General features: G+C 73.3%; 19 protein-coding genes and 1 tRNA gene. 11 read left to right on the top strand and 9 right to left on the bottom strand.

Features of this window, described 5'->3' with window-relative positions:
• The first annotated feature begins 34 nt into the window (after nt 1–34).
• Nucleotides 35–958, top strand: coding sequence for a hypothetical protein (locus AC1DQC_RS14915; protein WP_477052030.1), 924 nt, complete (start codon nt 35–37; stop codon nt 956–958).
• On the opposite strand, the gene AC1DQC_RS14910 is transcribed toward AC1DQC_RS14915, so the two are convergent.
• Nucleotides 955–1,869 (bottom strand): transglutaminase family protein, encoded by a 915-nt coding sequence (locus AC1DQC_RS14910; RefSeq protein ID WP_477052029.1) that lies wholly within the window; start codon nt 1,867–1,869, stop codon nt 955–957. The genes AC1DQC_RS14915 and AC1DQC_RS14910 overlap by 4 nt on opposite strands.
• A complete protein-coding gene (locus AC1DQC_RS14905; protein WP_477052028.1) occupies nt 1,866–4,451 on the bottom strand; it encodes a circularly permuted type 2 ATP-grasp protein in 2,586 nt (861 codons plus the stop codon). Before AC1DQC_RS14905 ends, AC1DQC_RS14910 begins: the two co-directional genes overlap by 4 nt.
• A 72-nt stretch (nt 4,452–4,523) precedes the next feature.
• Between AC1DQC_RS14905 and AC1DQC_RS14900 the strand changes: the two genes are divergently transcribed.
• Complete coding sequence (locus tag AC1DQC_RS14900) at nt 4,524–5,903, top strand: DUF1254 domain-containing protein (RefSeq protein WP_477052027.1); 1,380 nt, start codon at nt 4,524–4,526, stop codon at nt 5,901–5,903.
• 3 nt (nt 5,904–5,906) lie between these two features.
• Here the strand turns inward: AC1DQC_RS14900 and AC1DQC_RS14895 are convergent, their stop codons facing one another.
• The gene (locus AC1DQC_RS14895; protein WP_477052026.1) at nt 5,907–6,359 is read right to left on the bottom strand and encodes a hypothetical protein; all 453 of its coding nucleotides are present in this window, start codon (nt 6,357–6,359) and stop codon (nt 5,907–5,909) included.
• The gene (locus tag AC1DQC_RS14890) at nt 6,350–6,904 is read right to left on the bottom strand and encodes an RNA polymerase sigma factor (protein ID WP_477052025.1); all 555 of its coding nucleotides are present in this window, start codon (nt 6,902–6,904) and stop codon (nt 6,350–6,352) included. Before AC1DQC_RS14890 ends, AC1DQC_RS14895 begins: the two co-directional genes overlap by 10 nt.
• Before the next feature lie 148 nt (nt 6,905–7,052).
• Here AC1DQC_RS14890 and AC1DQC_RS14885 point away from each other — a divergent pair, with 148 nt between their 5' ends.
• The 8 genes from AC1DQC_RS14885 (at nt 7,053) to AC1DQC_RS14850 (ending at nt 11,168) form a co-directional block, all read left to right on the top strand.
• The gene (locus tag AC1DQC_RS14885; RefSeq protein WP_477052024.1) at nt 7,053–7,502 is read left to right on the top strand and encodes an Asp23/Gls24 family envelope stress response protein; all 450 of its coding nucleotides are present in this window, start codon (nt 7,053–7,055) and stop codon (nt 7,500–7,502) included.
• Nucleotides 7,503–7,522: 20 nt separating this feature from the next.
• Entirely contained in the window at nt 7,523–7,891 is a 369-nt protein-coding gene (locus tag AC1DQC_RS14880; protein WP_477052023.1) for a hypothetical protein, read from the top strand.
• 9 nt (nt 7,892–7,900) lie between these two features.
• Nucleotides 7,901–8,080, top strand: coding sequence for a DUF2273 domain-containing protein (locus tag AC1DQC_RS14875; protein WP_456825695.1), 180 nt, complete (start codon nt 7,901–7,903; stop codon nt 8,078–8,080).
• The gene (locus tag AC1DQC_RS14870) at nt 8,073–8,432 is read left to right on the top strand and encodes an Asp23/Gls24 family envelope stress response protein (protein WP_477052022.1); all 360 of its coding nucleotides are present in this window, start codon (nt 8,073–8,075) and stop codon (nt 8,430–8,432) included. Before AC1DQC_RS14875 ends, AC1DQC_RS14870 begins: the two co-directional genes overlap by 8 nt.
• Entirely contained in the window at nt 8,429–9,004 is a 576-nt protein-coding gene (locus AC1DQC_RS14865; protein ID WP_477052021.1) for a DUF6286 domain-containing protein, read from the top strand. The genes AC1DQC_RS14870 and AC1DQC_RS14865 overlap by 4 nt, the downstream gene beginning before the upstream one ends.
• A complete protein-coding gene (locus AC1DQC_RS14860) occupies nt 9,001–9,579 on the top strand; it encodes a hypothetical protein (protein WP_477052020.1) in 579 nt (192 codons plus the stop codon). The genes AC1DQC_RS14865 and AC1DQC_RS14860 overlap by 4 nt, the downstream gene beginning before the upstream one ends.
• A gap of 63 nt (nt 9,580–9,642) precedes the next feature.
• Nucleotides 9,643–10,020, top strand: a complete 378-nt coding sequence (locus AC1DQC_RS14855; protein ID WP_477052019.1) for a nuclear transport factor 2 family protein — start codon at nt 9,643–9,645, stop codon at nt 10,018–10,020.
• A 5-nt stretch (nt 10,021–10,025) separates the two neighbouring features.
• Complete coding sequence (locus AC1DQC_RS14850; protein ID WP_477052018.1) at nt 10,026–11,168, top strand: alpha/beta fold hydrolase; 1,143 nt, start codon at nt 10,026–10,028, stop codon at nt 11,166–11,168.
• Here the strand turns inward: AC1DQC_RS14850 and AC1DQC_RS14845 are convergent.
• Entirely contained in the window at nt 11,152–11,391 is a 240-nt protein-coding gene (locus tag AC1DQC_RS14845; RefSeq protein ID WP_477052017.1) for a hypothetical protein, read from the bottom strand. The two genes, AC1DQC_RS14850 and AC1DQC_RS14845, sit on opposite strands and share 17 nt — an antisense overlap.
• 83 nt (nt 11,392–11,474) lie before the next feature.
• On the opposite strand from AC1DQC_RS14845, the gene AC1DQC_RS14840 reads away from it, so the two are divergent.
• A complete protein-coding gene (locus AC1DQC_RS14840; protein ID WP_477052016.1) occupies nt 11,475–12,080 on the top strand; it encodes a GNAT family N-acetyltransferase in 606 nt (201 codons plus the stop codon).
• Here AC1DQC_RS14840 and AC1DQC_RS14835 read toward each other — a convergent pair.
• The 4 genes from AC1DQC_RS14835 to AC1DQC_RS14820 form a co-directional block, all read right to left on the bottom strand.
• Complete coding sequence (locus AC1DQC_RS14835) at nt 12,073–12,873, bottom strand: ion transporter (RefSeq protein ID WP_477052015.1); 801 nt, start codon at nt 12,871–12,873, stop codon at nt 12,073–12,075. The genes AC1DQC_RS14840 and AC1DQC_RS14835 overlap by 8 nt on opposite strands.
• Before the next feature lie 238 nt (nt 12,874–13,111).
• Nucleotides 13,112–13,182, bottom strand: a tRNA-Gly gene (locus tag AC1DQC_RS14830).
• Between the two features lie 58 nt (nt 13,183–13,240).
• A complete protein-coding gene (locus AC1DQC_RS14825) occupies nt 13,241–14,227 on the bottom strand; it encodes an aldose epimerase family protein (RefSeq protein WP_477052014.1) in 987 nt (328 codons plus the stop codon).
• Between the two features lie 28 nt (nt 14,228–14,255).
• Nucleotides 14,256–16,718: a glycoside hydrolase family 94 protein gene (locus tag AC1DQC_RS14820; protein ID WP_477052013.1), complete on the bottom strand. Its 2,463-nt coding sequence runs from the start codon at nt 16,716–16,718 to the stop codon at nt 14,256–14,258.
• Nucleotides 16,719–16,834 lie beyond the last annotated feature (116 nt).

Below are 16,834 nucleotides of genomic sequence, written 5' to 3'. Positions count from 1 at the left end.
CGCCCGCATCACGACCTGTGTACGGTGCGCGGCCATGACCCAGCCGCAGGTGAGTCTCCCGGGGGAGTTCGACCGCCGGCACGTCCTCGTGGTGCCACGCGGGACGGACGTGGCCGCGCTCGCGGCAGCCTGGTTCCCCGACGCCGCGTGGACCCGGCCCCCGGTGAGCGCGGCGCAGGCGGCGGCCACCGCCCGACCGATGACCGGCGCGCGGTTTCGGGGGAGCTCGGTCGACGTGACCCAACCGGTCGCGGGCGTGCTGCGGATCGACGCCGTGGCGACGCTCGAGGGCCCGACCCCGCTCGCTCGCGCCGACGCGCACGCGGCCGGGCTGACCTCGCAGGACGTCGACCTGTACGCCCTGGTGCCCGCCGTCGAGAACGCCCCGCTCGACCTGGTCTACGGCTGGATGACCGCCGCGGCCCGGCGCGCGGCAGGCGCCATCGTGCCGGCGGACCGCGCCCGGCTGGTCACGCCCGACCCCGGGTCGGCGGTCGACCTGACGCTCTGGTCGCCGGTGCCCCTCTCGGCGCAGGACGCCCTCCCGCTCGTCCGGCCGGCGATGACCGGCGCGCGCGTGGGTCCGACGGACGTCCCCCACCCGCAGCAGGACTCGTCGGGACCCGCGGCCTTCTCCGTGACGGGCACGTTCGAGTACGACGGGTCGATCACGGTGCGGACGGCGCGCTCGCGGGAGGTCCCCGTGGCGCTGTCGCGGCTGGACTGGCGGGAGTTCGGGCCGTGGTCGTACCACGTCACGTGGCACCCGCCGGAGCCCGAGGAGCTGCGCAGCGAGCACCCGTCGCAGCTGCACCTCATCGCCCGGTCGCGCGTGGAGCCGTCCGTCGCCCGGGTGGTCGCCACGCTCTGGCGGGCGGTCGGCGGCACCGTCGTGGACGCCGGCGGGTTCGTCGTGCCACCCGACGAGCTGCGGGACCGGGCGACGGCCCGGCGCTAGAGGAACCGCTCGCTGCCGCTGGGCACCAGGTCGACCGAGACCTGCAGCCGCGAGCCCGAGCCCTCGGTGAAGATCACACCGCGCAGCGGCGGGACGTCGTCGTAGTCGCGACCCCAGCCGAGCAGCACGTACCGGTCGTCGACCAGCTGGTCGTTGGTCGGGTCGACCTCGAGCCACCCCGCGCCGGGCACCCACGCGGAGACCCACGCGTGCGACGCGTCCGCGCCGCGCAGCTTCTCGCGGCCCGCCGGCGGCCGGGTCTCGATGTACCCGCTGGAGTACCGCGCGGGCAGACCGTGCAGGCGCAGGGCCGCGATCATCAGGTGGGCGAAGTCCTGGCAGACGCCCGCCTTCTGCGCGAGCAGCTGGGCCTGCGTGGTGTGCACGGTGGTGGAGCCCGAGCGGTACGCCAGCTCGGTGCGGATCCGGTGCGCCAGCTCCACCAGCACCTCGACCACCGGGCGGTCGTCGGCGAACGTCGGCGCCGCCCACTCGCAGACCTCGTCGGCGAACGCCACGTGCGGCGACGGCAGCAACGCCTCGCGCAGGTCGACGAGGCTCGGGTCGAGGCGGCCCACCTCGCCGGCCGCGACGCGGCGCGCGACCTCGTGCCAGCCGACCGTCGGCAGCGCGGCGGGGTCGGGCGCGTGGCGCGTGACCTCGATGGTGGACCGCGCCGTGACCACGAGCCGCGTGTGGGGCGTCGTGACCCCGAAATACGTGGTCCGGTTGCCGTAGTAGTCGACGTGGGCCGCGGTGTCGGCCGGCGTCGGCTCGATCTCGATCTGGGTGGACAGGCACGCCTGGCCAGGGACGTCGCGGGGCGTCATCGTCGTGCGGCCGTACGAGTCCGTCACCGAGTTGGCGTACGTGTACGTGGTGCGGTGCACCAGGTCGTAGGTGCGGCTCACTGTCCCTCACCGTCCCGGGCGTCCCACGGATCCTCGAGCGCGCGGCTCGGTGCGCGGCGGACGAAGTGCACCCGCTCGATCTCGTCGGCCGCGGAGTGCAGGCGCCACAGCATCGACTCGAGGGTCTCCGCCAGCCTCGCGCGCCGCCCGTCGTCGGTGGTCGCCCCGGCGATCGCGGCGGCGTCGACCTCGGCCAGCAGGTCGGCGACGTCGGCGAGCAGGTGGTCGCGCTGGTCGGGCGCGCGGCCGGCCAGCGGCACGAGCGCCAGGGCCTCCTGCAGCCGGTCCACCTGGTAGGCGAGCGACCGCGGGTTGGTGCCGTCCAGCAGCAGGAGCTCGAGCACCTCCGCCAGGCCGGCCCCGGTCTGGTGCCGGCGGCGGTAGGTGATGGCCGACTCGTGCGCGAGCAGCACCGACTCGCGCAGCACCGACTCGACGTCGTCAGGCCGGCGCTGCACGACGATGGCCAGCAGGTTCTCCACCAGGTTCTGCGCGCGCTCGATGCGTCGGCCGGCGTCGAGGAACTGCCAGCCGACGTCGCGCACCAGGCCCTCGGCCGTGATGCCCGCGACCGCGAGCAGCCCCTCGAGCACCTTCTCGAGCGCGGGTCGCAGCCCGGCGGTGACGGCGCCGCCCCCCTCCACGCCGAGGTCGAGGGCGTCCGGGCCGTGCGACCGGCCGCGGGTCTTGTGCCGCTCGTCGCGCAGCGCCCGGTCGATGCGGGCGAGCGGACCGAACGTGTCGGTCGACAGCTGGTCGCGGACCGCGGCGGCGGACGCGGTGAGCCGTCGGACGGACCGCGCGACCGTGCCCGGTGTGCCGGGGTCGAGCACGAGGTCGCGGAACGCGGGCACGCCCTCGTCGGTGGGCGTCAGCGACGCGAGCAGCACGTCGAGCGCCCGACCGCCCGCCGACTCCGGCCGCCTGTGGAAGTCGTCCCAGCGGTCGATCACCACGCGGAGCACGCGCGTGGCGCCCTCGGCGCGCTCGGCGTAGCGACCCATCCAGTAGAGGTTCTCGGCGGTGCGCGGCGAGATGCCGGTGGCGGGGCGGCGGACCGCCGGCGCCTGACCGGCCGACGACTCGTCGGACGGGACCCACGGCTCGAGCGGGGCGTCCGGCTGCGTCGAGAGCACCCACACGTCCTTGGCGGCCGCGCCGAGGGCCGACGAGACGACGTGCCCGGCGGCGACGCGCGCCAGCCCGCCCGCCATCACGGTGTAGGTCGACCGGTGCGCCACCGCGTACGTCCGGAGCACCGCGGCCCGGGGGCCGAGGTCCGCGGGGCCGACGCCCTCCGCCGACGGGAGGTCGCTGCCGACACCGACGGGCGTCCCGTCGATCGTGGGACCCGCCGGTCCGACGGGCTCCTGACCGACCCACAGCCACGGCTCGGCGGTGATCCGGGCCGCGAGCTGCTCGCGCTCGCGGTGGCTGAGCGTCCAGCCGAGGATCGTGCCGATGTCGGTGCCGCGCACGGTCGGCAGGATCACGAGGTGCTCGAGCCGGCTCACCACGTGCTGCAGCGACCTCGGCTCGCCGCACCACCACGTGGGCGCCGACGGCAGCGCGAGGTCCTGGTCGAGCACCGCGTTGGCCAGCCGGGGCAGGTAGGTGAGCAGCGCGGGGTTCTCCAGCACCGAGCTGCCCAGAGGGTTCACCACGCTGACGGTGCCGGCCCGCACGGCGCGCACGAGCCCGGGGACGCCGAGCCGGGACCGCTGCCGCAGGTCCAACGGGTCGCACCACTCCGCGTCGACGCGCCGGAGCACCACGTCGACGGGCTCGAGGCCCTCGACGCCGCGCATCCAGACCCGTCCGTCCCGCACCAGCAGGTCCGAGCCCTCGACGAGGGGGAGGCCGAGCATGGACGCGAGGTAGGCCTGGTCGAACGCCGTCTCGCTGGCCGGTCCGGAGGTCAGCAGCACGACCCGGGGCTGCTCGGCGTCCCCGGGCGCGACGTCGCGCAGCGCGAGCCGCAGCGCCCGGAAGAACGGCCCGAGCCGCTGGATCGACGCCTGCCGGTACACGCCGGAGAGCACCTGCGAGACGATCCGCCGGTCCTCCATCGCGTAACCGACGCCCGAGGGCGCCTGGGTGCGGTCGGCCACCGCGCACCAGGCTCCGGCGCTGTCGCGGACCAGGTCGGTCGCCGTCAGCACGAGCTCGCGGCCGCCGGGCAGCCGCAGCCCGTCGACCGCGCGGACGAACCCGGGGTGCCCGAGCACGACCGTCGGCGGGAGGAGCTTGTCCGTGAGCAGCGCGCGGTGGCCGTAGGCGTCCTGCAGGATCGCGTCCAGCAGCTCCGCGCGCTGCACGAGGCCGGCGTCGAGGCGGGCCCACTCGGGCTCGTCGACGATGACCGGCAAGGGGTCCAGGTGCCACGGGTGCTCGCCGTCCTCCTGGTCCGCGCCGTACGTGACGCCGTGGTCCGCAAGAAGGCGCTCGGCCTCGTCGCGCGCGCGCGCGAGGTCGGCCGTGGACGGGACGTCGGCGGGGTCGGGGAGCCACGACCAGTCCGCGCGATGATCGACGGCTCCCGACTCGCCCTGCAGGCGGGGGGACGAGAGCAGGTCGGTCACACAGAGGAGTGTGTCCTACGTCCCGGGGTCGCTGCGCTGGCCGGCCCTGCGTGTCCGCACCAGACTCAGGCCATGACACTGCCCTCCGACCTCGGCCGTGTCCGCCTCGACGGTGAGCTGCCGGCCCGCGCGGACCTGCCCCTGGTGTTCGACGCGCTCGACCTCCAGCTGGCCACGCAGGTGTACCTCTGGGCCCTGCCGCTGGTCTCGTACGCGCAGTGGCAGCAGCAGCACCGGACGGTCTTCATGGCGACGGACTACGACATCGTCCACTACGTCACGTACGCCGACCGGCTCGGCCTGATCACGGCCAACGCGACCACCCCGTACCTCGTCGCGTTCATCGACCTGGGCCGCACGGGCCCGCTCGTGGTCGAGGTCCCGCCCGGTCCCGTGGCCGGCGGGGCGTCGGACTTCTGGCAGCGGGAGTTCGCCATCCTGGGCGAGATGGGACCCGACCAGGGGGGCGGCGGCCGGCACCTCATCCTGCCGCCGGGCACCGAGGAGCCGACGCTGGACGGCGAGTACTACGTGCACCGCGCCACGGGGATGAACGTGATGTTCGGCTTCCGCACGCTCGACCCCGACCCCGTGCGCGCGCAGGGCATCGTCGACGGGCTGCGGATCACGCGGCTCGACGGCCAGGCGGCGCCGCCCACCCGCGTCCTGTCGCCGGAGGGCCGGCGCTGGGACGGCGACCAGCCCCGTGGCCTCGCCTACTTCGCGCTGCTGCACGCGATCTACCAGGACGAGGTCGTCGACGAGCGCGACCGGTTCTTCCTCGCGATGATGCGGCAGCTCGGGATCGAGAAGGGCGCACCGTTCACGCCCGACGAGCGTCTGCAGCGGATCCTCACGCAGGGCGCCGAGGCCGGTGAGCTCATGGCCCAGGCCAACACGTTCGCCAAGCGCTTCGAGGGGTCGCGGTACTGGCCCGACCGCGCCTGGGACCTCGCGGTGCCCATGACCGGCTCGGCGCAGCGCGGGCCCTGGTACGACGAGCTGTTCGAGCGGGCGTCGTGGTTCTACGAGGCCGTCAGCTTCTCCGAGGCCATGAAGAGCCAGACACCGGGGAAGGGGCAGGCGTACCTCGCGTCCTACGTCGCGTCCGACGGCGAGTGGCTCGACGGCGGCCGCGACTACACGCTGCACGTCCCGGCCGACGTGCCCGCGGCGGGGTTCTGGTCGGCCACCGTCTACGACGTCCGGACGCGCTGCCTGATCGACAACGAGCAGCAGCGCGGCGACCGCGGCTCGCGCGACGCCGAGCTCGTGCGCAACGCCGACGGGTCGGTCGACCTGTGGTTCGGACCGCAGGCGCCGGCCGGCCGGGAGGACAACTGGGTCCAGACCATCCCCGGTCAGCACTGGTTCTCATACTTCCGGTTCTACGGGCCGCTCGAGCCGTACTTCGACCGCTCGTGGACGCTCGGCGACATCACGCCGGCGTAGCGCTCACAGCCGTCGCTCGTCGTCGGTGACGTCGCCGACGGAGACGTCCACGCGGACGCGGGCCAGCGGCGGGTCGGCGAGCCCGAGGGTCTGCGCCACGGCGGTCGCCACCCGGCGGCGGGCCTCGTCGGCGAGCGGGAGGAGCGGCGTGCCGTAGAGCGCGACGACCTCGACGGTGAGCCGGTCCAGGTCGTCGTCGGGCGTGGTCGTGCACGTGATCCGCAGGGCGCCGGCCTGCGGGACGTCGGCCAGCGACTCCCGCGCGCGGGCGACCAGGACGCTCGACGCCACCCACAGCTCGCCGTCGGGCAGCCGGCCGCGCACGCGTGCCGAGGGCCGGAAGGCGCGCACGGCCGCGGCGACGACGTCGTCCCGCAGGGCGACCCAGCCGGAATCGGTGTGCTCGCGCAAGGTGCGGGCGGCCTGGGTGAGGAGCTGGTCCCCGTTCATCGCCACGCCTCCAGCCGCTGGATCAGGTGTGCCCGCGCCCGGTGGAGCTGCCCGCGGACGGTGCTCGTCGTCGTGCCGGAGACCTCGGCAATCTGGTCGTAGGTCAGACCTTCCACCTCCCGCAGCAGCCACGTCGACCGTGGGCCCGGTGGGAGCTCACGCAGCGCCACGTTCAGCGCTTCGAGCAGGTCCGCGTCCTCGGCCGACCGCTGCGGGTCGACCGCGCGGCGATCGACCGCGTCGTCCGGGGCGAACGGCAGGGGGAGCGCGGTGCGGGGGCGCCTGCGCTGCAGCGACCGCACCTTGTGCGCCGTGATGGCGAACAACCAGGTGCGCAGCGTCGACCTGCCCTCGAAGTGTGGCAACGCGGTCCACGCGGCGACGAACGCCTCCTGCACGCAGTCCTCGGTGTCCCGAGGATCATCGAGCATCCGACGGGCATAGCGATAGAGCGCCGGGCCGTGGCGGTCGACCAGGTCGGCGAACGCCCGGCGGTCGCCGAGGCCGGCGCGCCGGGCGAGCACGTCGTCGGGAACCTCGCGCTCGTCCATCCCGAGCACTGTGTGCCTCCTGCCCGCGCGGCGCATCCCGGCCGATGTGACGCAGGTCACACCATCATCGCGTGACGAACCGGACAGGACGGCGACCAACCAGGAGCACGCGCCGACCGCGCGCGGACGTCGTCGAGAGAAGGTCACCATGAGCGAGTCCACCGTCACGGCCCCCACCACCCGCTCCCGCCAGAGCGCGCTCGTCACCCCCGAGGGCAGCACGACGATCGCCGACACCGTCGTCAGCAAGATCGCCGGCATCGCGGCGAGCGAGGTCACCGGTGTCTACTCCCTCGGCGGCGGTGCCGCCCGGGCCATGGGCACGCTGCGCGAGCGCATCCCCGGCGCGCGCACCAACCACTCCCAGGGCGTGTCCGTCGAGGTCGGGGAGACCGAGGCCGCCGTCGACCTCGACCTCGTGGCCGAGTACGGCGTCTCGATCGCCGACCTGGCCAACGGCATCCGCCGGAACGTGATCAGCGCGGTCGAGCAGATGACCGGCCTGCACGTGGTCGAGGTCAACGTCTCCGTCAACGACGTGCACCTGCCCCAGGACGACGCGAAGCCGGCCGCCCCCCAGGAGCAGCGGGTCCAGTGACGGGTCCCGACGAGGCTCCGGTGCCCACGCCGCTGGAGGTGGCACCCGACGTCGTCCCCCTCGACCTGGTCGAGCCCGCGCCCGAGGTCGTCGTCATCGGCGACGTCGCCGTCGACCCGCTCACCCCGGCCGAGGCCGTGGCCGTCGCCGTCCTCGCCGTGCCCGGCGTGGTCCGTCTCCACGGCGGTCGCTTCGGCGAGCTCGGCACCTACCTGCCCGGCCGCCGGGTCACGGGAGTCCGCATCGACGACGAGGGCACCGAGGTGCACGTCGTCGTCTCCGACCTGGTCCCCGTGCCCGACACCGCCGCCCGCATCCGGCGTGCGGTCTCCGCGATCGCGCCGATGCCCGTCCGCGTCCACGTCGAGGACATCGACACCATCGTCTGAGGAGTCACCATGTCAGCTGTCGCCATCGGGCTGTTCGCCGGCCTGCTGCTCGCGCTCGTCGCCGCCGTGGGCGGGTTCAGCATGTTCGTGCTCGCCCTCGTGCTCGCCGCGGTCGGGGTGCTCGTCGGTCTGGTCGTCGAGGGTCGCCTCGACGTCTCCGGCCTGGTCGCGGGCCGACGCCGTGGCTGACGCCCGCGGCACGCTCACCATCGCGGACCGCGCGCTCACGCGGATCGCCCGCCAGGTGACGCTCGAGGTGCCGGGTGTCGCGCCGGAGGAGTCCGCGGGGTCGATCGAGCGCCGGCTCGGTCGCGGCTACCCCCGGGTGCACTGGCAGCGCGCCGGCACCCGCGCGCGGGTCGAGGTCGAGGTCGCGATCGTCTGGCCCGCCTCCGCCGCCCGGGTCACGACGCAGGTGCAGGAGGCCGTGCGTCGCGAGCTCGAGCGCCAGGCCGGCCAGGACGTCGCGTACGTCGGCGTGGCCGTGCGCGAGGTCGTGCGTCCCACGGCCGACTCCCGACCGGTCGCGAGGGTGCGATGACCCACGTCGAGACTCCGCGCGCCTTCGCGCCCGCCGCCGCGGCGACCCGCGCCGGCCGGGTCGCCTGGTGGAGCATCGCGCTCGCGGTGCTGGTCGTCGCGGTCGGCGTGCTCGTGGTCCGCGAGGCCCTCGTCGCTGCCGGCACCATCGACGGCGAGCCGTGGATCGCCCCCGCCCTGGACCGCCTCGACGGCGTCGCACCGTCGGCGCTCGTCACCGTGGTCGGCGCGCTGCTGGCGCTGCTCGGCCTGTGGTTCGTGGTGATCGCGCTCGGGCGCCGCGTCCGCACGCGGCTCGCCGTGACGTCGTCGGCGGGCACCACGATCGGCATCGCCGACGCCGCCCGGCTCGCGGCAGCGGCCGCCGACGACGTGGACCGGGTGCTGTCCGCCCGGGCGACCGCCACCCGACGTTCGGTCACGGTCACCGTGACCACCCTGGAGGGCGACGACGTCGCCGACGCCGTGCGGGCCGCCGTCACGGCGCGCCTGGCGCCCCTGGTGCAGCCCCTCTCCGTCCGCGTGACCAGCAGGGTGACCGCAGGCCTGCACGCGGGGGGTGACCGGCGATGAGGCGATCGGTCCTCGCGTTCGACCGGGTGGCCCTCCTGCTCCTCGGGCTCGTGCTCCTCGTCCTCGGCGTCGCCGCGGTCGGGTGGCAGGTCGGCTTCCTCGGCGACGTGTGGCCGGACGTGCCGTCGTCGGTGGCGGTCGACACGGCCCAGGTGACCGAGGCGTCGAGCTACGCCGCCCTCGCCGGCGTCGTCGGCGTCCTGCTCGTGCTGCTCGGCCTCTGGTGGCTGCTCGCGCACCTGCCGCGCCGCTCCGTCGGGTCGCTGCGGCTGCCGGCGGGGGAGCAGGCCGGCCGGCTGGTGGTCGACCCCGGTCCCGCCGTCGCCACCGCCGCCGAGGTGCTCGCCGACGACCCCCTGGTCCGGTCCGCGCGCGGCGCCGTCCTGGCCGATCGCGGCGAGCTCGTCGTGCGCCTGCGCGCCACGGTCGACCCCGACTCCGACCTCGACGCCGTCGTCGCGGCCTGCGACGGCGTGCTCGCGGACCTCGCGCACGTCCTGCCCGCCGAGCAGCTGCGCTCGCGCGTGGAGCTGTCCGTGCTGCGGCGCGGGGAGGCGGGACCGCGCGTGCAGTGACGATGTCGGACGCCCGGTGCAGACTCGACGCACCGACACTCCGTCGAGCGCGAGGAGCACGCCATGGGCAGGGACGCGGTCACGGGCTGGGTCGAGCGGTACGAGCAGGCGTGGCGGGCGCAGGACGCGGACGGGCTGGACCGGCTCTTCCACGAGGACGCCCGGTACCTGCGCTCGCCGTACGACCCGGAGCCGCTGGAGGGCATCGACGCCATCCGCGGGTTCTGGAAGGACGACACACCCTTCGAGATGACCGCGAACGTCATCGCGGCCGACGGCCGGGACGCGGTGGTCCGCGTCGAGGTGCGGTACGGCGGCGACGAGCCGCAGGAGTACCGCGACCTGTGGGTGCTCCGGTTCGGCCCCGACGGGCGTGCCGAGCTGTTCGAGGAGTGGGCCTACTGGCCGGAGAAGACGTACACCGCGTCGGCCCCCGCCTGACCTCGGTGCGGCCGGTCGCCGTGCACGTTGCCGACGAGGTCCTCGACGACCTCCGCGACCGCCTGCGCCGGACGCGTTGGCCCGCGACCGTGCCCGGTGCCGGCTGGTCGCGCGGCGTCCCGGTGGACTACCTGCGCGGACTGGTGTCCTCGTGGCTCGACGAGTACGACTGGCGCGTCGTCGAGGCCCGGCTCGACCCCGTCCCACAGGTCCTCGTCGAGATCGAGGGCCAGACGTTCCACGCCCTGCACGCGCGCTCGGCGGACCCGTCGGCGCTGCCCCTCGTGCTCACGCACGGCTGGCCGGGGTCGGTGCTCGAGTACCTGGACCTGCTGCCGGAGCTGACCGCGCCGGGGCCGGACGCCTTTCACGTCGTCGTCCCGTCGCTGCCCGGCGTCGGGCTCTCGACGCCGCTCGCCGGCCCAGGCTGGGACCACCGCCGGATCGCCCGAGCCTGGGCGACCCTCATGGAGTCGCTCGGATACGACCGCTATGGCGCGGCCGGCGGAGACACGGGGTCGGTCGTCTCGCCCGAGCTCGGGCGGGTGGCGCCCCGGCGGGTGGTCGGGGTGCACGTGCACGGGAACCTCGACGTGCCGGAGGTTCACGAGGCGGGGACGGATGCCGAGCGCGAGCGGCTGGCGTGGGCGTCGCGTCGCCGCGAGACCGACACCGGGTACGCGGCGCTGCAGTCCACCCGGCCGCACACCCTCGGTTATGCGCTGGCGGACTCGCCGGTGGCGCAGCTCGCGTGGATCGTCGACAAGGTGCACGACTGGACCGACCCGGCGGTCGACGACCCGGCCGAGGCCGTCGGTCGCGACCACCTGCTCGACCTGGCGACCTTCCTGTGGGTGACGGGGTCGGGCGCGACGTCCACGCACCTCTACTTCGAGAACCGCGTCGCCGCACCCCGGGAGGCCGTGGCCGACGACGTGCCGTTCGGCCACGCCCTGTTCCCGACCGACCCGGCGATCCGCCACGTCGACGCCCGGGCGCACCGGCTCGTGCACTGGACGGAGCACGCGCGGGGCGGTCACTTCGCGGCGCTGGAGGCGCCGGACGTGCTGGTCGATGACCTGCGGACGTTCTTCCGGCCGCTGCGCCAGGTGGCGCGGCCGGTCGAGGAGGTCAGTCCAGCAGGCTGACGATCTCGTACGACTCGGGGTGCGCCTGGGCGTCGATCCGCTCGCGGGCGAGGGCGAACGCCTCGGCGGGCGTCGCCACGACCGCGCTCGCATGGAGCTCGGGCGCGCAGCTCAGCACGCTGTACAGCGGGCCCAGCGGGTTGCCGTCGTCGTCGCACTTGCCGACGGCGACGACGAACACCTGGTGCAGGACGTCGGGGGTGGTGTCGGTGAGGAGCGTCACACCTGAGTCATCGGCACGTCGGGCGCGATCCTGGAACGAATGCGGCACGCAAGCGGTGAACGAGGCGTGAGAAGGTCGTGCTCATGCCCGCTGTCATCCGGCCGTTCCACCCGTCCGACCTGCCGTCGATCTACCGCATCTGCCTGCTCACGGGCGAGGTCGGCGGCGACGCCAGGGCTCTGTACCGCGACCCCGACCTGCTGGCGCACCTCTACGCGGGCCCGTACCCGATCGCGGATCCCGGTCTCACGTTCGTCGTCGTCGACGAGCTCGGGATCGTCGGCTACATCGTGGCGACGGCCGACACCGCCCGGTTCGAGCAGTGGCTCGAGCAGGCGTGGTGGCCGGCGCTGCGGGCGCGCTACCCGCTCCGCGAGGATCCGCGCGACGGCACCGAGGACCACGTGCTCGTGCAGCGGATCCACGACTGGCCGCGTGCCGACGAGGCCCTGGTCGAGCGGTTCCCGGCGCACATGCACATCGACCTGCTGCCGCGCGCGCAGGGCCAGGGGCTCGGGCGCCGGCTGGTCGAGACGTTGTCGGAGGCCCTGCGCGGCCGCGGTGTCCCGGGCATGTACCTCGGTGTGGACGACAGGAACGGGGGCGCGATCGCGTTCTACCAGCGGGTCGGGTTCGTGCTGGCGGAGCAGCACGAGTGGGGGCGGACCCTGGCGCTCGACCTCAGCTGACGGGCTGTTCGTCGCCCGGGGGCGCGTCGCGCTGGAGCGCGAGCAGCCGGTCGACGTCTGCGAGGGTGGCGCCCGGCATGGCCAGCAGCGCGCGCAGCCGGTCGAGCGGCACGGCGGCTTCGTCGGCCGGCTTGGGCGCGCGCTTGCGGGGCGACAGGAAGAAGTTGGCCAGGTAGCCGGTGAACGTCCCGAAGATGCCGACGCCGACGACAATGATCATGGCCCCGATCACGCGGCCCTCGTTGGTCACCGGGTAGCGGTCGCCGTAGCCGACGGTGGAGATGGTCACGATCGTGTACCAGAGCGCGTCGGACGCGTCGGTGATGTTCGCGTCGGGGGCGTTGTCCTCGACGGCGAGGATGGCCATGCTGCCGAACTGGAGCACGAGGATGCCGGTGAACAGCAGGGTGTACAGCGCGCTGCCCGCGCGGTCCCGGACCAGCCTGCGCAGCACGCGCCGGCCGCCCGTCTCGCGCAGCAGCCGGAAGACCCGGACCAGGCGGAAGATGCGCAGGAACTTGAGCTGCGGGAACGGCAGGCTCGCCAGCAGGTCGGCCCACCCGAAGTGCCGGAAGAAGTAGCCGTTGCGCGAGGGAGCGGTCGCCAGCCGGTAGCTGAAGTCGATCAGGAAGATCCCGCTGAAGATCGCGTTCATCACGAGGAGGACCTCGTCCAGGTCGCCGCCGCGACGGGCGAAGGCGATGAGGACGAGGTTGAAGATCGACAGCAGCGACAGCGCTCCGATGAAGAGCTCGTAGCCGATGTTCTTCAGCTCGCTGCGGGCTGCGCTCACGAGGGGAGTGTCTCAGTTCGCGCTCCGTCCGGCGCTGACCGACGCGAGGCGGACCCGCGGCGAACACCCGGCGGCGGTCAGATGAACGCCGTGACGACAGTCAATGACTGCTTGACTCGACGCCATTACTGGCGCACTCTTGGGAAGACGTCGCAGGGCCGGATCCTCAGGAGGGTGGGGATCCGGCCCTGCGCGGGCGTGAGGGGTGCGACTGCTGCGGTCGCAGTGAGGTGCTGGGAGCGGGTGACGAGAATCGAACTCGCGCTATCAGCTTGGGAAGCTGAAGTTCTGCCACTGAACTACACCCGCGTGACCGACAGGATCGGTCCGGCAGAGAGCATACCCGGATGGGTCGCTGCCGCCGAACTCAACCCCGCACGGTCATGGTGAACGCGCCGCAGCGCTCCTCGCCCGGCTCCAGGACGAAGACGCCCGTGCCCGGGACGCCCGCGGCGTGCAGCGAGAAGCCGTTGTTCACGTTGGTCACGGGCTCGACCGCGAAGTACGACCGGCGCCGCGGGGCGTAGACGACGAGGTGCGCGTAGACGGGGTCGGCGTGCACGTCGACCGCGACGCCGAGGTCCTCGTACGTGATCCGCACCGGTGCGCCCGGCTCCCAGTCGGTGAGGACGTCGTCGACGAACCCCAGGCCGAGTCGTCGGGCGACCCGGAAGTCGGCGCGCGCGGGGACGTCGCCCGCCGGCCCCTGGGCCAGGGCGTTGACCAGCGAGTAGCCCTTCCGTGCGGGGACCTCGAGGACGGGCTGGCCGGGCGTCGGCGGCGCCGACGTGCCCACCGGGGAGAGCGTGCGCTGCAGGTACGGGTGGTGCCCGAAGCCCGCCGGGAAGGGCTCGACGTCGACGTTGCGCACGGAGGTCCCGACGGTGAGCCGGCCGCCGGTGAGCGTGTACGTGATCTGCGCCCGGAACTGCCAGGGGAAGTTCACGCCGACCAGTCCGGTGGTGTCGAGCTCGAGGACGACCCGGCTGTCCGACCGCTCGACGACCGACCACGCCGAGTACGCGACGGCGCCGTGGATGGCGGTCCCGTCCGCACCGTTGCGCTGGAGCTGCCACGTGCGGCCGCCGAACGTCAGCAGCCCGTCGCTGATCCGGTTGGACCACGGCACCATCGGAAAGCTCGAGCACTTCTCCGGCTGGCCCAGGGCGGACCGCCGCGTCGGGCGCAGGAGGTCGCGCCAGAYCCCGTCGGACGTGCGGACACGACCGCCGGCGAGGGCGGCACCCGTGCCCGGGAGCACGTCGAGCTCCCACGTCGCATTGCGGAGGGTGACCACCCGCGACGTCTCGAGGGCGGGCGGCGCAAGCGCTTCGATGTCCTGGACAGCCGTCATCGCAGCATCCCGTCGGGACCCCGCGGGGTCAGACGGTCACCTCGACCCGGACGACCTGCCCCGGGGCGGCGTAGGGGACGAGGTTGCCCTCGACCGGCGTGCCGTCGACGGTCAGGCGCCCGCGGGCGCCCTCGGTCCCGGAGTTGGTCACGTGGATCTGGTAGGTCGCGCCGCGAGCCACGCGCGTCACGGTGAAGGAGGGGACCTCCGGGCCGATCTGCGGGTCGACGACCAGACCGTCGTAGTCCGGGCGCACGCCGAGCAGGTACTGCGACACCGCGACGAAGTTCCACGCCGCCGTGCCGGTCAGCCACGAGTTCTTGGCCTCGCCGGCGCGCGACGCCTCCTTGCCCGCGATCATCTGCGCGTACACGTACGGCTCGAGCTTGTGCGTGTCCGAGATCTCCTCGCGGTACGCCGGCGTGATCCGCTTGTAGTAGTCGAACGCCTTCGCGCCGCGGCCGACCACGGTCTCGCCGATGATCACCCACGGGTTGTTGTGGCAGAAGATGCCGCCGTTCTCCTTGTACCCGGGCGGGTAGGTGGAGACCTCGCCGAGCTCGATCTGGTACGTCGTGTACGCGGGGTACTGGAGTACCAGGCCGTGCGGCGTGCCCAGCATCTCGCCGACGGAGTCGAGCGCCTTGATGGCCGGCGAGCTCGTCTCCAGCCCGTCCACGCCGATGCCGGCCATGACGGCGAAGCCCTGCGGCTCGATCCAGATCTTGCCCTCGGGCTTGGCGTCGGTGCCGACGGGGTTGCCGTAGAAGTCGTAGGCGCGCAGGAACCACTCGCCGTCCCAGCCGTGCTCGAGGACGGCGGCTCGGACCTCGTCGACCACCTTGCGGGCCTGCGAGGCCACCTCGGTCAGGCCGCGGCGCGACGCCAGCTCCGCGAACTCGGCGCCGTAGAGCACGAACTGCGCGGCGATGAACACCGACTCGGCGTGCCCGCCGGCCTGGTTCTCCGTGGTCTGGAACGACTCGCCCGGGGTGGTCGAGAAGCAGTTGAGGTTGAGGCAGTCGTTCCAGTCGGCGCGGCCGATGAGCGGCAGGCCGTGCGGCCCACGGTTGTCGACCGTGAACTGGAACGAGCGGACCAGGTGCTCGAAGAGGGGGACCTCGGAGCCGGGCGCGTTGTCGAACGGCACGAGCTCGTCGAGGATCGCGTCGTCGCCGGTCTCCTTGATGTACGCGGCCACGCCGGCGATCAGCCACAGCGGGTCGTCGTTGAAGCCGGACCCGATGTCGTTGTTCCCGCGCTTGGTCAGCGGCTGGTACTGGTGGTACGCCGAGCCGTCCTCGAACTGCGTCGACGCGATGTCGATGATGCGCTCGCGGGCCCGCTCCGGGATCAGGTGCACGAAGCCGAGCAGGTCCTGGTTGGAGTCGCGGAAGCCCATGCCGCGGCCGATGCCGGTCTCGAAGAACGACGCCGAGCGCGACATGTTGAACGTGACCATGCACTGGTACTGGTTCCAGATGTTGACCATCCGGTCGAGCTTCTCGTCGGTGCTCGTCACCGAGTACGTCGACAGCAGCCCGGTCCAGTGCGCCCGCAGCGCCTCGAACGCGGCGTCGGTCTGCTCGGTCGTCGCGAAGCGGCCCAGCAGCGCGTGCGCGGGCTCCTTGTTGATGACCTGGTGGGCGTCGTCGGCCCACTTCTGCTCGTCCGGGTTCTCGACGTAGCCGAGCACGTACGTGAGCGACCGGGACTCGCCCGGCTCGAGCGTGAGCTCGATCGAGTGCGAGCCGACCGGGTACCAGCCGGACGCGACGGAGTCCGCGGACTTCCCCGCGCGCGGGACGGTCGCCTCGCCGAGGCCGTTGTAGGCGCCGACGAACGTGTCGCGGTCGGTGTCGAAGCCCGACGCGTGCGTGTTCACGCCGTAGACGGCGTAGTGGTCGCGGCGCTCCCGGTACTCCGTCTTGTGGAAGACGGCCGAGCCGTACGGCCCGTCCTGCTCGACCTCGACCTCGCCGATGGAGAGGTTGCGCTGGTAGTTCGTCTGGTCGTCCTGCGCGTTCCAGAGGCAGAACTCGACGAACGAGAAGAGGCTGATCGACTTCGTGGCGTCGGACGTGTTGGTGACGGTGACCTTCTGGATCTCCGCCGTCTCGCCGATGGGGACGAAGAACAGGGTCTCGACGGAGATCCCGCGGCGCTCGCCCGTGATGCGCGTGTAGCCGAGGCCGTGGCGGGTCTCGAAGTGGTCGAGGTCCGCCTTGACCGGCAGCCACGACGGGGTCCACACGTCGCCGCCGTCGTTCACGTAGAAGTACCGGCCGCCCGCGTCGGCGGGGATGTTGTTGTAGCGGTACCGCGTCAGGCGGCGCATCTTGGCGTCGCGGTAGAACGAGTACCCGCCGGACTGGTGCGAGATGAGCGAGAAGAACTGCTCGGAGCCCAGGTAGTTGATCCACGGATAGGGCGTGTGAGGCGTCTCGATGACGTACTCGCGTGCCTCGTCGTCAAACTGGCCGTACCGCATGGACTTGCCCCTCGAGTGCTCGGCAGTGGCGCCTGCTGCTCCCCGACCTCCCCCGCTGCAGTGCGGGCGGTGCGTCGTGGCTTCCGGCGCGATATCAGTGTGCGAGAGCGCTCCCA

It is taken from the genome of Cellulomonas sp. P4_H12 (assembly GCF_056400905.1).
The sequence above is the reverse complement of the archived record's forward strand: the minus strand, read 5'-3'. Positions and strand labels throughout refer to the sequence as shown.

Bases quoted from the DNA above. Each gene is read 5' to 3' on its own strand.
- AC1DQC_RS14915 (WP_477052030.1), top strand. From the start codon at position 35: ATGACCCAGCCGCAGGTGAGTCTCCCGGGGGAGTTCGACCGCCGGCAC.
- AC1DQC_RS14900 (WP_477052027.1), top strand. From the start codon at position 4,524: ATGACACTGCCCTCCGACCTCGGCCGTGTCCGCCTCGACGGTGAGCTG.
- AC1DQC_RS14890 (WP_477052025.1), bottom strand. From the start codon at position 6,904: ATGGACGAGCGCGAGGTTCCCGACGACGTGCTCGCCCGGCGCGCCGGC.
- AC1DQC_RS14885 (WP_477052024.1), top strand. From the start codon at position 7,053: ATGAGCGAGTCCACCGTCACGGCCCCCACCACCCGCTCCCGCCAGAGC.
- AC1DQC_RS14875 (WP_456825695.1), top strand. From the start codon at position 7,901: ATGTCAGCTGTCGCCATCGGGCTGTTCGCCGGCCTGCTGCTCGCGCTC.
- AC1DQC_RS14865 (WP_477052021.1), top strand. From the start codon at position 8,429: ATGACCCACGTCGAGACTCCGCGCGCCTTCGCGCCCGCCGCCGCGGCG.
- AC1DQC_RS14860 (WP_477052020.1), top strand. From the start codon at position 9,001: ATGAGGCGATCGGTCCTCGCGTTCGACCGGGTGGCCCTCCTGCTCCTC.
- AC1DQC_RS14855 (WP_477052019.1), top strand. From the start codon at position 9,643: ATGGGCAGGGACGCGGTCACGGGCTGGGTCGAGCGGTACGAGCAGGCG.
- AC1DQC_RS14840 (WP_477052016.1), top strand. From the start codon at position 11,475: ATGCCCGCTGTCATCCGGCCGTTCCACCCGTCCGACCTGCCGTCGATC.
- AC1DQC_RS14820 (WP_477052013.1), bottom strand. From the start codon at position 16,718: ATGCGGTACGGCCAGTTTGACGACGAGGCACGCGAGTACGTCATCGAG.